The sequence below is a fragment of the Streptomyces sp. NPDC086077 genome (assembly GCF_040686175.1).
GTDB lineage: Bacteria > Actinomycetota > Actinomycetes > Streptomycetales > Streptomycetaceae > Streptomyces.
Genome location: NZ_JBFBJT010000031.1, coordinates 1 through 16,537, shown reverse-complemented (window position 1 = coordinate 16,537; position 16,537 = coordinate 1). Strand labels below are relative to the sequence as shown.

Annotated in this window: 13 protein-coding genes and 1 pseudogene; 12 read left to right on the top strand and 2 right to left on the bottom strand. The window is 73.5% G+C overall.

The window, feature by feature from the left end; translation table 11 throughout:
- Nucleotides 1-17: 17 nt before the first annotated feature.
- The 3 genes from AB0O67_RS12085 to hemW all read left to right on the top strand — a co-directional run bounded on the left by AB0O67_RS12085 (nucleotide 18) and on the right by hemW (nucleotide 5,323).
- On the top strand, nucleotides 18-1,892 hold the full coding sequence (locus tag AB0O67_RS12085) for an AMP-dependent synthetase/ligase (protein ID WP_365448900.1): 1,875 nt from the start codon (nucleotides 18-20) through the stop codon (nucleotides 1,890-1,892).
- A 245-nt stretch (nucleotides 1,893-2,137) separates the two neighbouring features.
- Nucleotides 2,138-4,063, top strand: a complete 1,926-nt coding sequence (locus AB0O67_RS12080; protein ID WP_365448898.1) for a SpoIIE family protein phosphatase — start codon at nucleotides 2,138-2,140, stop codon at nucleotides 4,061-4,063.
- Between the two features lie 27 nt (nucleotides 4,064-4,090).
- Entirely contained in the window at nucleotides 4,091-5,323 is a 1,233-nt protein-coding gene (hemW, locus tag AB0O67_RS12075) for a radical SAM family heme chaperone HemW (protein ID WP_365448896.1), read from the top strand.
- Between the two features lie 276 nt (nucleotides 5,324-5,599).
- Here the strand turns inward: hemW and AB0O67_RS12070 are convergent, their stop codons facing one another.
- Nucleotides 5,600-6,406, bottom strand: coding sequence for a DUF3097 domain-containing protein (locus tag AB0O67_RS12070; protein WP_365448894.1), 807 nt, complete (start codon nucleotides 6,404-6,406; stop codon nucleotides 5,600-5,602).
- 29 nt (nucleotides 6,407-6,435) lie between these two features.
- Complete coding sequence (locus AB0O67_RS12065) at nucleotides 6,436-7,182, bottom strand: MBL fold metallo-hydrolase (RefSeq protein ID WP_365448892.1); 747 nt, start codon at nucleotides 7,180-7,182, stop codon at nucleotides 6,436-6,438.
- A 238-nt stretch (nucleotides 7,183-7,420) separates the two neighbouring features.
- Here AB0O67_RS12065 and hrcA point away from each other — a divergent pair, with 238 nt between their 5' ends.
- The 9 genes and pseudogenes from hrcA to AB0O67_RS12020 form a co-directional block, all read left to right on the top strand.
- Nucleotides 7,421-8,437, top strand: coding sequence for a heat-inducible transcriptional repressor HrcA (hrcA, locus tag AB0O67_RS12060; RefSeq protein ID WP_365448890.1), 1,017 nt, complete (start codon nucleotides 7,421-7,423; stop codon nucleotides 8,435-8,437).
- Nucleotides 8,438-9,577 (top strand): molecular chaperone DnaJ, encoded by a 1,140-nt coding sequence (gene dnaJ, locus AB0O67_RS12055; RefSeq protein WP_365448888.1) that lies wholly within the window; start codon nucleotides 8,438-8,440, stop codon nucleotides 9,575-9,577.
- Between the two features lie 199 nt (nucleotides 9,578-9,776).
- Nucleotides 9,777-10,853, top strand: a complete 1,077-nt coding sequence (locus tag AB0O67_RS12050; protein WP_365448886.1) for a nitronate monooxygenase — start codon at nucleotides 9,777-9,779, stop codon at nucleotides 10,851-10,853.
- Nucleotides 10,850-11,590 (top strand): 16S rRNA (uracil(1498)-N(3))-methyltransferase, encoded by a 741-nt coding sequence (locus tag AB0O67_RS12045; protein ID WP_365448884.1) that lies wholly within the window; start codon nucleotides 10,850-10,852, stop codon nucleotides 11,588-11,590. The genes AB0O67_RS12050 and AB0O67_RS12045 overlap by 4 nt, the downstream gene beginning before the upstream one ends.
- A 20-nt stretch (nucleotides 11,591-11,610) precedes the next feature.
- Entirely contained in the window at nucleotides 11,611-12,003 is a 393-nt protein-coding gene (locus tag AB0O67_RS12040; RefSeq protein ID WP_365448882.1) for a VOC family protein, read from the top strand.
- 85 nt (nucleotides 12,004-12,088) lie between these two features.
- A complete protein-coding gene (locus AB0O67_RS12035; protein ID WP_365448880.1) occupies nucleotides 12,089-12,625 on the top strand; it encodes a hypothetical protein in 537 nt (178 codons plus the stop codon).
- A 62-nt stretch (nucleotides 12,626-12,687) separates the two neighbouring features.
- Nucleotides 12,688-15,918 carry a S41 family peptidase gene (locus AB0O67_RS12030; RefSeq protein ID WP_365448878.1) on the top strand — a complete coding sequence of 1,077 codons (3,231 nt, stop codon included), beginning with the start codon at nucleotides 12,688-12,690 and terminating at the stop codon, nucleotides 15,916-15,918.
- Nucleotides 15,919-16,038: 120 nt separating this feature from the next.
- Nucleotides 16,039-16,392, top strand: a complete 354-nt coding sequence (locus AB0O67_RS12025) for a histidine triad nucleotide-binding protein (protein WP_365448876.1) — start codon at nucleotides 16,039-16,041, stop codon at nucleotides 16,390-16,392.
- 6 nt (nucleotides 16,393-16,398) lie between these two features.
- A pseudogene (locus AB0O67_RS12020) lies at nucleotides 16,399-16,537 on the top strand (ribonuclease Z); the annotation flags it as partial.

Here is a 16,537-nt window from a genome sequence, read left to right as displayed (position 1 = left end):
GGGCCCCGGAGGATGTCGTGAGCGACACACAGACCTTGATCGAGAACCGTCCGCCGTCCGTAGCGGGCCTCTTCCTGGAGCGCGTTTCGGCCACCCCGGACGCCGAGGCCTACCGCTATCCGGTCCCGCCGGCCTCGGGGCAGGGGCCGGACGACTGGAAGTCGCTGAGCTGGGGGCAGGCCGCCGAGCGGGTGTACGCGATCGCCGCCGGACTGATCGAGCTGGGTGTCGAGCCGGAGCAGCGGGTCGCGCTGGCCTCGGCCACCCGGATCGAGTGGATCCTCGCCGACTTCGGCATCATGTGCGCGGGCGCGGCCACCACCACGATCTATCCGCAGACCAACGCCGAGGAGTCGGCGTACATCCTCGCGGACTCCGGCAGCCGGGTGCTCGTCGCGGAGAACGCCGAGCAGCTGGCCAAGGCGCAGGAGAGGCGCGCCGAGCTGCCCGAGCTCACGCATGTCGTCGTCATCGACGCGCAGGGCGTGGAGACCGGCGACGGGGTGCTCAGTCTGGCCGAGCTGGAGGTGCTGGGCGCGGCCCGGTTGCAGAAGGAGCCCAGCCTGGTCAAGGAGCGGGTCGGCGCGATCACCAAGGACCAGCTGGCCACCCTGATCTACACCTCCGGTACGACCGGCCGGCCCAAGGGTGTCCGGCTCCCGCACGACAACTGGTCGTACATGGCGAAGGCGATCGCCTCGACCGGGCTGCTCGGGCCGGACGACGTGCAGTACCTCTGGCTGCCGCTCGCGCACGTCTTCGGCAAGGTGCTGACCTCCGGGCACATCGAGGTGGGGCACATCACCGCCGTCGACGGGCGGGTCGACAAGATCATCGAGAACCTGCCGGTGGTGCGGCCGACGTACATGGCGGCCGTGCCGCGGATCTTCGAGAAGGTCTACAACGGTGTCGCCGCGAAGGCCCGGGCCGGTGGCGCCGCCAAGTACAAGATCTTCCAGTGGGCGGCGGGTGTCGCGCGCGAGTACGCGAAGGTCACGCAGGACAACTTCCGGCGCACCGGGACCGCGTCGGCGCCCTTCGCGCTGACGTCGAAGCACAAGGTGGCCGACGCGCTCGTCTACTCCAAGCTGCGGGACGCCTTCGGTGGGCAACTGCGGGCGTGCGTGTCCGGGTCGGTGGCGCTGGCGCCCGAGATCGGCTACTTCTTCGCCGGCGCCGGCATCCACATCCTGGAGGGGTACGGCCTGACCGAGTCGTCGGCCGCGTCCTTCGTGAACCCGGGTGAGGCGTACCGGACCGGCACGGTCGGCAAGCCGCTGCCCGGGACCGAGGTGCGGATCGCCGAGGACGGCGAGATCCTGCTGCGCGGGCCCGGGATCATGGAGGGATACCACGGGCTGCCCGAGAAGACCGCCGAGGTGCTGGAGCCGGACGGCTGGTTCCACACCGGGGACATCGGCGAGCTGTCGCCCGACGGGTATCTGCGGATCACCGACCGCAAGAAGGACCTGTTCAAGACCTCGGCCGGGAAGTACGTGGCGCCGAGCGAGGTCGAGGGCGCGTTCAAGTCGGTGTGCCCGTACGTCTCCAACATCCTGGTGCACGGCGCCGACCGGAACTTCTGCACCGCGCTGATCGCGCTCGACGAGGCGTCGATCATGCAGTGGGCCCAGGAGAACGGGCTGGAGGGCAAGCCGTACGCCGAGGTGGTCGCCGCGCCGGCGACCCTGGCGATGGTCGAGGGGTATGTGCAGCAGCTCAACGCCGGGCTGCAGCGCTGGCAGACGATCAAGAAGTTCCGGCTGCTGCCCCGGGACCTGGACGTGGAGCACGGGGAGATCACGCCGAGCCTGAAGCTGAAGCGGCCCGTGGTGGAGCGCGAGTACCAGCATCTGCTGGAGGAGATGTACGAGGGGACGCGCGAGGCGTAGGGGGACGCTGAGGGGGCGCACGCGCGGTCGGCCGTTCCGAGGGCCGGTCGCGCGTACGCGGTCGTGCTGTTTTTGGACACAGGTCCGCGTCCCCGGGTTGGTTTACGCCTCCCGTGTACGCACGGCTGGCGTTTTCTGGTCGAAATTGGCCACTTCGGTAACTCCGCGGTGATGGGCGGGACCTGTCTGTCACCCTGTCGGACGTGATCGAGGCGTATTGGTCCGAGCCGCTCGGGCAGCCGTAGATGGGGGCCGTTCCGGCGCAGAGGGAGTCCGGGTCCCTTGCCGCCGTGCGCCCCGGCGCGCAGGTGCGCGCCGCTCTCGGCGGAAGCCCTCTCGCGCCGGGTACCGCGCGGGGACTGCTGCGCACGGCGTTCCAGGAGTGGAGTGCCCTCGGACTGCCCGGCGCCGAGGGGCTCACCGACCGGCTCGCCCATGACGCCATGATCGTCCTCAGCGAGCTGGTGACGAACGCCGTCGTGCACGCCGGTACCGATGTCGAGCTCGTCTGCCGGCTGGAACCGGACACCGGTGCCGTCGTCGTCGAGGTCTGCGACCACCATCCCTCACGGCCGCCCCGCGACGGGGACGGCGCAGCCGCGTACGAGACACCGGAGTACGGGCGCGGGCTGCGGCTGGTCGCCGCGCTCTCCGAGTCCTGGGGCGTGACGTACCGGCGGGGCGCCAAGTCGGTGTGGGCGCGGATGTCCGCCGAGGTGTGCCCGGACGCGGAGGGGCACGACCCGGAGGACACGGGCTTCTCCGGCGCCGAGCTGCTCGCGCCCGCGCCGCAGCGGGCCGAGCGGGACCGGGACTGGCTCGGGCGGGGCGCGCTGTCCTTCCTCGCCGAGGCCTCCGACCTGCTCGCCGGGCAGCTGGACGAGGACCTGGTCGCCGCGCTCACCGGCCAGCTGATCGTGCCCCGCCTCGCCGACTGGTGCGCGGTCTGGCTGGCGGACGAGGCCATGGGTGGCGGGGCGGGCGGAACGCGCCTGGCGCGGGTGTGGCACGCCAGCGAGGAGCGGATCGAGGAACTCCGCCGCTGTCTGGAGAAGGAGCCACCGCGCGGCGGGGAGGGTCCGACGCCGTCCGGACCGACGCCGTACCCGTGGCCGTCGGACGCGTGGGGTGCGGATTCCTGGGGTGCGGATTCCTGGCCCGGGGAGGGGCGAGGAGACGGCGCGTCCGTCGTTCCCGAGGGGCTGGTCGCCGACGCGGGGACCGGCGTCGCCCTCGCCTACCCGCTCGTCGCCGGAGGACGGCCGCTCGGGACGCTGGTCATCGGGCGGGCCGGCGTCCCCGGGTTCCCGGACGAGATCACCGGGCTCGTCGAGGACCTGAGCCGACGGGTGGCGCTGGCCATCGGGGCGGCCCGGCAGTACGCCCGGCAGGCCACCATCAGCGCCGTGCTCCAGCGCGGCCTGCTGCCCGGCGCGGTCGCGCAGATCCCCGGCGTGCGCAGCGCCCTGGTGTACGAGCCTTGCGACAAGGGCGGGCCCAGCGGCGACTTCTACGACCTCTTCCCGGCCGGCGACGGGCGCTGGTGCTTCGCCATCGGGGACGTGCAGGGCAAGGGGCCCGAGGCGGCCGTCGTGATCGGGCTGGCCCGCCCCTGGCTGCGGCTGCTCGCCCGCGAGGGCTACCGCGTCGCCGACGTCCTCGACCGCCTCAATCAGCTCCTCCTCGACGACGCCACGGAGGCCGCCGACGCGGCCGCCCGCGCCCTGGTCGGCCCCGCAGGCCCCGGCGAGGGCCCGCAGACCCGCTTCCTCTCGCTGCTCTACGGCGAACTCGCCCCCTTCGACGGCGGCGTCCGTTGCACCGTGGCCTCCGCCGGACACCCGCTGCCGCTGCTCCTGCGGCCCGGCGGCGACGTTCGAACGGCGGCGCGGCCGCAGACCCTGCTCGGGGTCGTGGAGGACGAGACGTACATCAGCGAGAGCTTCGAGCTGCGGCCCGGTGACACCCTGCTGTGCGTCACGGACGGGGTGACCGAGCGTCGCAGCGGCTCGCGCCAGTTCGACGACGGGGACGGGCTGGCGGCGGCGCTGGCGGGGTGCGCGGGGATGAACGCGGAGCTGATCGCTGAAAGGATCCGGCACCTGGTGCACGAGTTCGGCGGACGGCCGCCGGAGGACGATCTGGCGTTGCTGGTGCTGCAGGCGGAGTGACGCCCGGCGTACGGGACAATGGGGGACATGCCTTCCGCACTTCCCGACGGCGAGCCCGTCCCGCACGACGGCGCGCTGCCCCCGGCCGCGCTCGCCGGGGCGGCGGACCGACCCCTCGGGTTCTACCTGCACGTCCCGTACTGCGCCACCCGCTGCGGCTACTGCGACTTCAACACGTACACCGCCACAGAGCTGCGCGGCACGGGCGGCGTGCTCGCCTCGCGCGACAACTACGCCGACACGCTGATCGACGAGGTCCGGCTGGCCCGCAAGGTGCTCGGCGACGACCCCCGCGAGGTCCGGACGGTCTTCGTCGGGGGCGGTACGCCGACGCTGCTGGCCGCGGACGATCTCGTCCGGATGCTGGGGGCGATCCGGGAGGAGTTCGGGCTGGCGGCGGACGCCGAGGTCACGACAGAGGCGAATCCGGAGTCGGTCGACCCGGCGTATCTCGCGGCCCTGCGGGAGGGCGGCTACAACCGGGTGTCCTTCGGGATGCAGAGCGCGAAGCAGCACGTGCTGAAGGTCCTCGACCGCACGCACACCCCCGGCCGGCCCGAGGCGTGCGTCGCGGAGGCCCGGGCCGCCGGGTTCGAGCATGTGAACCTGGACCTGATCTACGGCACCCCCGGGGAGTCCGACGACGACTGGCGGGCCTCGCTGGACGCGGCGCTCGGCGCGGGGCCGGATCACATCAGCGCGTACGCGCTGATCGTCGAGGAGGGCACGCAGCTTGCCCGCCGGATCCGGCGGGGCGAGGTGCCGATGACGGACGACGACGTGCACGCCGACCGGTACCTGATCGCGGAGGAGCGGCTGTCCGCGGCCGGTTTCGAGTGGTACGAGGTGTCCAACTGGGCCACGTCCGACGCCGCCCGCTGTCTGCACAACGAGCTGTACTGGCGGGGTGCCGACTGGTGGGGCGCGGGCCCGGGCGCGCACAGCCACGCCGGGGGCGTGCGCTGGTGGAACGTGAAGCACCCCGGCGCCTACGCCGCCGCGCTGGCCGAGGGCCGCTCCCCGGGTGCCGGCCGCGAGCTGCTCTCCGACGAGGACCGTCGCGTGGAGCGCGTCCTGCTGGAGCTGCGGTTGCGCGAGGGCGTGCCGCTGTCGCTGCTCCGGGAACAGGGCCGCACGGCCGCCCGGCGGGCCCTGGCGGACGGCCTCCTCCAGGAGACGCCGTACGCTCAGGGGCGCGCGGTACTGACGCTGCGGGGGCGCCTGCTGGCGGACGCCGTGGTACGAGACCTCGTGGACTGACCCGGCGCAGGGGCCCGCCGCCGGGAGCGCGCTGCCCGGCTGTCGCGGCCCAGGGGCCGGGGCGCTCGGGTGCCGGGGCGCCGCGCACGGAGGTCCGGGGGCGCGGGTGCCGGGGCGTGGTCGGTGGTGACCGGAAGTCTGGGGTTCGGGGCCTGGGCGTGGTGCGTGGTCCCGGGAGTCCGGGGGTTCGCCGCCGGGGCACCTTGGACGAGTTCGGGGCCGGGGGTCCGCTGTGCGGGAGCCTGGAGGCTCGGGGCTAGGTGCTCGGGGGGTGCTCTACGCGGGGGCCGTGACGAAGTCGATCAGTTCTTCCACGCGGCCCAGCAGCTCCGGCTCCAGGTCCTTGTAGGACCCCACCCGCTTCAGGATCGCCTGCCACACCGCCCCGGTGTTCTCCGAGGGCCAGCCCAGGGCCCGGCACACCCCCGTCTTCCAGTCCTGCCCCCGCGGCACCGCCGGCCACGCGGGGATCCCCAGCGCCGACGGCTTCACGGCCTCCCAGATGTCGATGTACGGGTGGCCCACCACCAGGGCGTGCCCGCTCGTCACCGACTCGGCGATGCGCCATTCCTTCGTGCCCGGCACCAGGTGGTCCACCAGCACGCCCAGCCGGGCGTCCGGGCCCGGCGCGAAGGACCGCACGATCGCGGGCAGGTCGTCCACGCCCTCCAGGTACTCCACGACCACGCCCTCGACGCGCAGGTCGTCGCCCCAGACCTTCTCGACGAGCTCGGCGTCGTGCCGGCCCTCGACGTAGATGCGGCCGGCGCGGGCCACACGCGCGCGTGCGCCGGGGACGGCGACCGAGCCGGAGGCGGTGCGGGTGGGCCGTTCCGGCCCCGCGGCGGGCCTCACCAGCGTCACCACGCGGCCCTCCAGCAGAAACCCCCGGGGCTCCAGCGGGAAGACCCGGTGCTTGCCGAAGCGGTCCTCCAGGGTCACCGTGCCCGCCTCGCAGCGGATCACCGCGCCGCAGAAACCGGTGCCCGGCTCCTCGACCACCAGTCCGGGCTCCGCGGGGACCTCGGGCACGGGTCGGGGCTTCTTCCACGGCGGTGTCAGGTCCGGAGAATACTGGCGCATTCGCATGACGATATGGACAGCTCCTTACGTCATCCGTGCGACACGCCGAACCGCGCGGCCAGGGCGTCGCGCTGGCGCCGCACGAACGCGGCGTCCACGACCGCACCGTGACCGGGCACGTACAGCGCGTCCTCACCGCCGAGGCCGAGCAGCCGGTCGAGGGCGGCGGGCCAGTGGGACGGTACGGCGTCGGGGCCCGCCTGCGGCTCGCCGGACTCCTCGACGAGGTCGCCGCAGAAGACCACCTCGGGTTCGCCCGCGCGCTCCCCGGGGACCAGTACGGCGAGGTCGTACGGCGTGTGCGCCGGCCCCACGTTGGCCAGCAGGACCTGGCGGCCGGGGCCCAGATCGAGAGTCCACTCGCCGCAGACGAGGTGGCGGGGCGCGACCAGGGTGTCGGCCGCCTCCTGGGCGGTCGCGGCGTCGAGGCCGTGGCGGACGGCGTCCGCGCGCAGTTCCTCCCGGCCGCGCCGGCCGCCGAGCACGGTGTCGGCGCCGACCGCGCCGAAGACCTCCGCGCCCGCGAACGCCGCCGCGCCGAGGACGTGGTCGAAGTGAGGGTGCGTGAGCGCGAGATGGGTCACACGATGCCCGGCCAGGGCCTCCGCCCGCGCCCGCAGCCCCGCCCCCTCGGCGAGGCTCGACCCCGCGTCGATCAGCAGCGCCGCGCCCCGGCCGGTCACCAGCCCCACCGTGCAGTCCCACCCGGGCAGCCGGCACCGGCCGACGCCGCTCGCGAGCCGCTCCCAGCCCACCTCTTCCCAAGTCACGCTCATACGGCGACGCTAGGCCCTGTCGCGGTGTTCGCGCCTGCCCGGGGGCGAACGTCCGGAATCGGGAGCACGGCGACAGGGTCGGCAGGGCCTGCCGTACCCCCCGTCCGGCACGACCTGGCAGGACGGGCCTTGCCCGGGGCGTACCGGACGGCCGTACACTGGGCCGGTAAGACTGGCACTCGCGTGCGTCGAGTGCCAGGGGGAGCGCCCAGGGACGACGTACTGGAGGTGCGCGCGGATGCTCAGTGAACGACGGCTGCAGGTACTGCGTGCGATCGTCCAGGACTACGTCGGCACGGAGGAGCCGGTCGGCTCCAAGGCGCTCACCGAACGGCACGGTCTCGGCGTCTCCCCGGCGACGGTCCGCAACGACATGGCGGCGCTGGAGGACGAGGGGTTCATCGCCCAGCCGCACACCAGCGCCGGGCGCATCCCGACCGACAAGGGCTACCGGCTCTTCGTGGACAAGCTGGCCGAGGTCAAGCCGCTGACCGCGCCGGAGCGGCGCGCGATCCAGAACTTCCTCGACGGGGCCGTCGACCTGGACGACGTGGTGACCCGGACCGTGCGGCTGCTCGCGCAGCTCACGCGGCAGGTCGCGGTCGTGCAGTACCCGTCGCTGACCCGCTCCACCGTGCGGCACGTGGAGCTGCTCTCGCTGGCACCCGCGCGCGTGATGCTGGTGCTGATCACGGACACCGGGCGGGTCGAGCAGCGGATGGTCGACTGCCCGGCCCCGTTCGGAGAGGCGTCGCTGGCCGATCTGCGGGCCCGGCTGAACAGCCGGATCGCGGGCCGCCGTTTCTCGGATGTGCCCCAGCTGGTGCAGGATCTGCCCGAGGCCTTCGAGGCGGAGGACCGTGGCACGGTCCACGTGGTGCTCTCCACCCTGCTGGAGACGCTTGTCGAGGAGACGGAGGAGCGGCTGGTGATCGGCGGTACGGCCAATCTCACCCGCTTCGGACATGACTTCCCCCTCACCATCCGGCCGGTGCTGGAGGCGTTGGAGGAGCAGGTCGTCCTCCTCAAGTTGCTTGGCGAGGCGAAGGATTCGGGCATGACCGTGCGCATCGGGCACGAGAACGCCCATGAGGGACTCAACTCCACCTCGGTGGTGTCGGTGGGCTACGGTTCGGGCGGCGAGGCGGTTGCCAAGCTCGGCGTGGTCGGACCGACCCGCATGGATTACCCGGGAACGATGGGAGCGGTACGCGCAGTGGCACGGTACGTCGGACAGATCCTGGCGGAGTCGTAAGTGGCCACGGACTACTACGCCGTCCTCGGCGTGCGCCGCGACGCGTCGCAGGAAGAGATCAAGAAGGCCTTCCGGCGGCTCGCACGCGAGCTGCATCCGGACGTGAACCCGGATCCGAAGACCCAGGAGCGGTTCAAGGAGATCAACGCCGCTTACGAGGTGCTCTCGGACCCGCAGAAGAAGCAGGTCTACGACCTCGGCGGCGACCCCCTGTCGCAGGCCGGCGGCGCCGGTGGCGCGGGCGGCTTCGGCGCGGGTGGCTTCGGGAACTTCTCGGACATCATGGACGCGTTCTTCGGTACGGCGTCGCAGCGCGGGCCGCGCTCGCGCACCCGCCGCGGCCAGGACGCGATGATCCGTATCGAGGTCGAGCTGGACGAGGCGGCCTTCGGCACGACGAAGGACATCCAGGTCGACACGGCCATCGTCTGCTCCACCTGCAGCGGCGAGGGCGCGGCGCCGGGTACGTCGGCGCAGACGTGTGACATGTGCCGCGGCCGTGGTGAGGTGTCGCAGGTCACGCGGTCCTTCCTGGGCCAGGTCATGACCTCGCGCCCCTGCCCGCAGTGCCAGGGCTTCGGCACCGTGGTCCCGAACCCGTGCCCGGAGTGCGCGGGCGACGGCCGGGTGCGGTCCCGCCGCACCCTGACGGTCAAGATCCCGGCCGGTGTCGACAACGGCACGCGCATCCAGCTCGCCGGTGAGGGCGAGGTCGGGCCCGGTGGCGGTCCCGCCGGTGACCTCTACGTCGAGATCCACGAGCTGCCGCACCAGACCTTCCAGCGCCGCGGCGACGACCTGCACTGCACGGTCACGATCCCGATGACGGCGGCGTCCCTCGGCACGAAGGTGCCGCTGGAGACCCTGGACGGCATGGAGGAGGTCGACATCCGCCCGGGCACCCAGTCCGGCCAGTCGATCCCGCTGCACGGCCGGGGCGTGACCCACCTGCGCGGCGGCGGACGCGGCGACCTCATCGTCCACGTCGAGGTCCAGACCCCCACCAAGCTGGACGTGGAGCAGGAGCGCCTGCTGCGCGAGCTGGCCAAGCTGCGCGGGGAGGAACGGCCCACGGGGCAGTTCCAGCCGGGGCAGCAAGGGTTGTTCTCGCGGTTGAAGGACGCGTTCAACGGGCGCTGACGGGGCGAGCGGCGCGGCTGCCGAGGCCGGCCGGGGGCCCCGGGCGGGCCCGGCCAGCCGGGGCGGCAAGGGTCGTTCTCGCGGTCGGCGGGCCCGTTCGACGGACGCCGGGGACTCCGGGCTCCGCGGGTTGCCACCGGCCTATGCCGGGTGGCAGGCCCGATTCGGACTTGTTCGGAGGACGTGACAACATGCCGTCATGTCCTCCGCACTGACCGATCTCGTCCCGCTTCCGATCGTGCAGGCCCCCATGGCGGGCGGCGTCTCCGTTCCGCAGCTCGCCGCGGCCGTGTCCGAGGCAGGCGGGCTGGGATTCCTCGCGGCCGGTTACAAGACGGCCGACGGCATGTACCAGGAGATCAAGCAGTTGCGGGGGCTGACGGGCCGCCCCTTCGGCGTGAACCTGTTCATGCCGCAGTCCGAGTACGCCGAGCCCGCCGCCGTCGACGTCTACGCCCACCAGCTGGCCGGCGAGGCCGCGTGGTACGAGACCGAGCTGGGCGACCCCGACAGCGGCCGGGACGACGGCTACGAGGCCAAGCTCGCGGTGCTGCTGGACAACCCGGTGCCGGTGGTCTCCTTCCACTTCGGCGTCCCCTCCCGTGAGGTGCTCGACGCCCTGCGCCGGGCCGGAACGTTCACCCTCGTCACCGCCACCACCCCCGACGAGGCCCGGGCCGTCGAGCAGGCCGGCGCGGACGGCGTGATCGTGCAGGGCGCCGAGGCAGGCGGCCACCAGGGCACCCACCGGGACATCCCCGAGAACGACGGCTCGGCCGTCGGGCTGCTCTCCCTGCTGGGCCAGATCCGCGAGGCGGTCGGCCTGCCCCTGATCGCCACCGGCGGCATCATGCGCGGCAGCCAGATCGCCGCCGTGCTGGCGGCCGGCGCGAGCGCGGCGCAACTCGGCACGGCGTTCCTCGCCACCGCCGAGTCCGGCGCCAACGCCGTGCACAAGCAGGCGCTGACCAACCCGCTCTTCGTGCGTACGGCGCTCACCCGCGCGTTCTCCGGCCGCCCCGCCCGCGGCCTGGTCAACCGCTTCCTGCGCGAGCACGGCCCGTACGCCCCCGCCGCCTATCCCGAGGTCCACCACCTCACCTCCCCGATCCGCAAGGCCGCCGGGAAGGCGGGCGACGCGCAGGGCATGGCGCTGTGGGCGGGCCAGGGGCACCGGATGGCGCGTGAGCTGCCCGCCGGGCAGCTGGTGGAGGTGCTGGCGGCCGAGCTGGCCGAGGCCGGGTCGGCGCTGTCCGGCCGGGGCGGTGCCGGATGACGGCGCCGGTGTTCGTCGTCGACCACTTCGACGCGGGCGGCGGCGGGCGGTACGTCCTGGACGGGCCCGAAGGGCGGCACGCGGTCTCCGTGAAGCGGCTGCGGGCCGGTGAGGACGTGGTCCTCACCGACGGGGCCGGGCGCTGGGCGGAGTGCGTGGTCGTGGACACCGAGGGCAAGGACCGGTTGATCGTCCACATGGACTCGGTGGCCGAGGAGCCGGCGGCGGAGCCGCGCGTCACGGTCGTCCAGGCACTGCCCAAGGGGGAGCGGGGCGAGCTGGCCGTGGAGACCATGACCGAGGTCGGGGTCGACGCGATCGTGCCGTGGGCCGCGTCCCGCTGCATCACGCAGTGGAAGGGCGACCGCGGCGCCAAGGCCCTGGCCAAGTGGCGGGCCACCGCGCGCGAGGCCGGTAAGCAGTCCCGGCGCGTGCGTTTCCCCGAGGTCGCGGACGCGGCGACGAGCAAGCAGGTCGCCGCGCTGCTGGCGAAGGCCGACTTCGCCGCCGTACTGCACGAGGGCGGTGAGGAGCCGCTGGCCGCGGCCGAACTGCCCACCGAGGGCGAGATCATGCTGGTCGTCGGCCCCGAAGGGGGCGTGTCCCCCGAGGAGTTGTCCCTGTTCGCCGAGGCCGGGGCGCCTGCCTACCGCCTCGGACCGTCCGTGTTGCGCACCTCGACGGCCGGTACCGCGGCGGCGGCCCTGCTGCTCGGCCGTACCGGACGCTGGTCCTGATCCCCACGCGGGAGGACACCATGGAACTAGCCCAGGTCAGACTTCTGGTCAGCGACTTCGCCACCTGCTACCGCTTCTACGCCGACGTCCTTGGCCTGAAGCCGCAGTCCGGCGCGACCGAGGGGCCGTACGAGAAGTTCAGCCCCACGACCGGTTCGGCGGGCATCGCGCTCCAGGACCGCGCGACGATGGCCGGCCTGCTCGGCGAGGTGAACGACACCGTCACGGGCCACCGTTCCCTCGTCGTCCTGCGCGTGGACGACCTCGACACCTACTGTGACCGCGTCGCGTCCCGCGGCGCCACCCTCCTCCACGGCCCGGCCCCCATGACCCCACGCCTGCGCGTGGCCCATCTCAAGGACCCGGAAGGCAACCTGGTGGAACTCCAGGAGTGGCAACTCCTGCACGTCTGACGACACCTGCGTCGACGCCGGCGCCGGGCACCGAGTGGCCGGGTGTGCCCTTCCGGGGCGGGCGGGAGCGTGGCAGGCTGCCGCCATGGGGGCTTTGCGGTGGGTTCGTGGCCGTCCTCGTGGGTGGCGGGCGGCCGGTGCGGTGGTGGTTGTCGTGGCCGGTGCGGGTGGGCTGGTGGCCTGCGAGCCGGGGACGCTGAGTTCCGCGACCGTGGCCTACACGACCGACGAGCTGGTGACGCGGGAACTGGAGCGGCGCGAGGCCGATGTGCAGTGGCTGACGTGTACGGCCGACTTCGGGGACCGGAGCGCGTCGGCGCCGTCGGCGAGCGTCCGCGCCGTCGCGGACGTCGACTGCGAGGGGCGGACCACCGACGGCAGGGACATCACCGTCGCCGGCGAGGTGACCCGCGCGGTCGGCGGCGCCTGTGTGCGCGGCGACCTCACCGCGAAGATCGACGGCAAGGAGTGGTTCCGGGTCACCGGACTGGGTGACTGCGACGCCACCTCCGCCCCGCCGGTGGGCGGCAACCCGCCGGGCGGCGGCCCCACCACGACGGTGACCGTCACCAAGACCGTCTACTGCCGAAGCGCCCCCACATGCTGGCCCGAGGGCAAATAGCGGGCGACGCAAGTGATCCAAACCCCTGTGCGCGGACCCGGGTGCCTGCGTAGGGTGACCTGGTGACCCAGTCCGCAGTGCCCGCGTATCTCCGGTTTCCGCACGTCCAGGGCGAGTTGGTGGCCTTCACCGCCGAGGACGACGTCTGGCTCGCGCCGCTCGACGGGGGGCGCGCCTGGCGGGTCAGCGCCGACAACGTGCCGGTGACCCAGCCCCGTATCTCACCCGACGGCACCACCGTCGCCTGGACCTCCACCCGCGACGGCGCCCCCGAGGTGCATGTCGCGCCCGTCGACGGCGGCCCCGCCAAGCGACTGACGTACTGGGGCAGTTGGATGACCCGGGTGCGCGGCTGGACCCCCGACGGGCAGGTCCTCGCCCTGACCACCCACGGCCAGGCCACCCTCCGCCGCACCTGGGCGCACGCCGTCCCGCTCGACGGCGGACCGCCGCGGCGGCTGCCGTACGGCCCCGTCGGCGAGGTCGCCCACGGCCCGCGCACCGTGCTGCTGTCCGCGCCGATGGGCCGCGAGGCCGCCGCGTGGAAGCGCTACCGGGGCGGCACGGCGGGCAAGTTGTGGATCGACGCGGAGGGCGACGGGGAGTTCGTACGGCTGCACGCGGACCTCGACGGGAACATCGAGTACCCGGTCTGGGCCGGCGACCGGATCGCCTTCCTCTGCGACCACGAGGGCACCGGCGCGCTGTACTCCTCCCTCGCCGACGGCTCCGACCTGCGCCGGCACACCCCCCTTGGGGGCACCTCCCGCTCGAGCGAAGCCGAGAGTGGGGGAGGCTTCTACGCCCGGCACGCGGCGGGCGACGGCACCCGCGTCGTGTACGCCTCCGCCGGTGAGCTGTGGCTGCTGGACGACCTCGACGGCGCCGAGCCCCGCCGCCTCGACATCCGGATCGGCGGGCAGCGCACCGACCGCCAGCCCTACCCGGTGAACCCTTCCCGCTGGTTCGGCTCGGCGTCCCCCGACCACACCGCACGCGGCAGCGCGGTCGCCGTGCGCGGCGGCGTGCACTGGGTGACCCACCGCTCCGGGCCCGCCCGCGCGCTGGCCGTCGAACCCGGCGTCCGGGCCCGGCTGCCCCGCACGTTCCGCGCCGAGGGCGAGGAGTGGGTGGTGTGGGTGACGGACGCCGAGGGCGAGGACGCCCTGGAGTTCGCACCCGCCTCCGGGCTGGCGCCGGGCTCGATCCCGCGCCGGCTCGCCGGCGGCCGGCTCGGCCGGGTCCTCGGGCTCGCCATGGCCCCCGACGGCAGCCGGGCCGCCGTCGCCTCGCACGACGGACGGCTGCTGCTCGTCGAGCGGGAGACCGGCGAGGTGCGCGAGGTCGACCGCAGCGAGAACGGCGACGTACGCGGCCTGGTCTTCTCGCCCGACTCGGCGTGGCTCGCCTGGTCCCACCCCGGCCCGCGCCCGCTGTGCCAGCTGAAGCTCGCCAACACCACCGACCTGTCGGTCACCGAGGCGACCCCGCTGCGCTTCCAGGACTACGCCCCGGCTTTCACCACCGACGGCAAGCACCTCGCTTTCCTGTCCAGCCGCGCCTTCGACCCGGTCTACGACGAGCACGTCTTCGACCTGGCGTTCGTGGTCGGCGACCGGCCGCACCTGATCACGCTGTCCGCCACCACGCCCTCCCCGTTCGGCCCGCAGCGGCACGGCCGTCCCTTCGAGACGCCGGACAAGGACGAGACCCCCGACAGCGAGGGCACGCCGACGACGCGGATCGACCTCGAAGGCCTCGCCGACCGGATCGTGCCCTTCCCGGTCGAGGCCGGACGCTACTCCAACCTGCGCGCCGCGAAGGACGGCGTGCTGTGGCTGCGGCACCCCGTGCAGGGCGTCCTCGGCTCCGCCCGGGCCACTCCGGACGATCCCGACCCCAAGACCGAGCTGGAGCGCTACGACCTCGCCCAGCAGCGCCTGGAGCACCTCGCGGCCGACGCCGACCACTTCGCGGTCAGCGGCGACGGCAAGCGGGTGCTGCTGTGGACCGACGGCCGGCTGAAGGTCGTACCGAGCGACCGGCGCGCCTCCGGCGACGACGACACCAACGTCACCGTCGACCTCACCCGCGTCCGCCAGACCGTCGAACCGGCGGCCGAGTGGCGGCAGATGTACGAAGAGACCGGCCGCATCATGCGTGACCACTTCTGGCGGCCGGACATGAGCGGCGTCGACTGGGACGGCGTCCTCGACCGCTACCGGCCCGTGCTGGACCGGGTCGCCACCCACGACGACCTGGTGGACCTGCTGTGGGAGGTGCAGGGCGAACTGGGCACCTCGCACGCCTACGTCGTCCCGCGTGGCGGACACGGCGACGGCGCCCGGCAGGGCCTGCTCGGCGCGGACATCTCCCGGCACGCGGACGGCAGCTGGCGCATCGACCGCATCCTGCCCTCGGAGACCTCCGATCCGGAGGCCCGCTCCCCGCTGGCCGCCCCCGGCGTCGCGGTGCGCGCCGGGGATGCGATCGTCGCGGTGGCCGGACGCGCGGTGGATCCGGTGACCGGTCCGGGGCCGCTGCTCGTCGGTACGGCGGACAAGGCGGTCGAGCTGACCATCTCGCCGTCCGGCGGGGGCGAGGTACGGCACGCCGTCGTCGTACCGATCGCCGACGAGGAGCCGCTGCGCTACCACGCGTGGGTCGCGGACCGGCGGGCGTACGTGCACGAGCGGTCCGGCGGCCGGCTGGGCTATCTCCACGTGCCGGACATGCAGGCGCCGGGCTGGGCGCAGATCCACCGCGACCTGCGGGTGGAGGTGGGCCGCGAGGGGCTCGTCGTGGACGTCCGGGAGAACCGGGGCGGGCACACCTCCCAGCTGGTGGTGGAGAAGCTGGCCCGGCGGATCGTCGGCTGGGCGGTGCCGCGCGGCATGCGGCCCTACAGCTACCCGCAGGACGCGCCGCGGGGGCCTGTCGTCGCCGTCGCCAACGAGTTCTCCGGGTCGGACGGCGACATCGTCAACGCGGCGATCAAGGCGCTCGGGCTCGGCCCGGTCGTCGGGGTGCGGACGTGGGGCGGCGTGATCGGCATCGACAGCCGCTACCGGCTGGTGGACGGCACGCTGATCACCCAGCCGAAGTACGCCTTCTGGCTGGAGGGCTACGAGTGGGGCGTCGAGAACCACGGCGTGGACCCGGACGTGGAGGTCGTGCAGCGTCCGCAGGACTACGCGGCGGAACGGGACGTACAGCTCGACGAGGCCATAAGACTGGCTCTGGAGGAGTTGGAGTCACGTCCCGCGAAGACTCCGCCGAGCTTGCCCACGTAAGGGGCGCGGGGCCGTGTCGATGGGCGGCTCCGCCGCGTGGGCGCGACCGGCCACACGGCGGGCGCACCCGGCGACGATACGATGCCCCACACGATCCACCGCTCGACCTCCGGAGGGACCATGGCAGGGGAGCCGCAGGACGACTGCTTGTTCTGCAAGATCGTCGCGGGTCAGATCCCGGCGACGATCGTGCGGGAGACCGGGACGACCGTCGCGTTCCGGGACATAAACCCACAGGCGCCCACCCATGTCCTGGTGATCCCCAAGGTGCACCACCGGGACGCGGCGGCCCTCGCCGCCGCCGAACCGGCGATCGCCGCCGACGTCCTGCGCGAGACGCAGGCGGTCGCCGACGACGAGAAGCTGGAGAGCTACCGCATCGTCTTCAACACGGGCACCGGCGCCGGCCAGACCGTCTGGCACGCGCACGCCCACGTCCTGGGCGGGCGCGGACTGGAATGGCCGCCCGGGTAAGTCGTCGTGTCCGTCCGTGAATTGGTGGTCCTCGGCACCGCCAGCCAGGTCCCGACCCGGCACCGCAACCACAACGGCTACCTGCTGCGCTGGGACGGCGAGGGCATCCTCTTCGACCCCGGCGAGGGCACCCAGCGCCAGATGC

Bases quoted from the DNA above. Each gene is read 5' to 3' on its own strand.
- AB0O67_RS12080 (WP_365448898.1), top strand. From the start codon at position 2,138: ATGGGGGCCGTTCCGGCGCAGAGGGAGTCCGGGTCCCTTGCCGCCGTG.
- hemW (WP_365448896.1), top strand. From the start codon at position 4,091: ATGCCTTCCGCACTTCCCGACGGCGAGCCCGTCCCGCACGACGGCGCG.
- AB0O67_RS12070 (WP_365448894.1), bottom strand. From the start codon at position 6,406: ATGCGCCAGTATTCTCCGGACCTGACACCGCCGTGGAAGAAGCCCCGA.
- AB0O67_RS12065 (WP_365448892.1), bottom strand. From the start codon at position 7,182: ATGAGCGTGACTTGGGAAGAGGTGGGCTGGGAGCGGCTCGCGAGCGGC.
- hrcA (WP_365448890.1), top strand. From the start codon at position 7,421: ATGCTCAGTGAACGACGGCTGCAGGTACTGCGTGCGATCGTCCAGGAC.
- AB0O67_RS12050 (WP_365448886.1), top strand. From the start codon at position 9,777: ATGTCCTCCGCACTGACCGATCTCGTCCCGCTTCCGATCGTGCAGGCC.
- AB0O67_RS12045 (WP_365448884.1), top strand. From the start codon at position 10,850: ATGACGGCGCCGGTGTTCGTCGTCGACCACTTCGACGCGGGCGGCGGC.
- AB0O67_RS12040 (WP_365448882.1), top strand. From the start codon at position 11,611: ATGGAACTAGCCCAGGTCAGACTTCTGGTCAGCGACTTCGCCACCTGC.
- AB0O67_RS12035 (WP_365448880.1), top strand. From the start codon at position 12,089: ATGGGGGCTTTGCGGTGGGTTCGTGGCCGTCCTCGTGGGTGGCGGGCG.
- AB0O67_RS12025 (WP_365448876.1), top strand. From the start codon at position 16,039: ATGGCAGGGGAGCCGCAGGACGACTGCTTGTTCTGCAAGATCGTCGCG.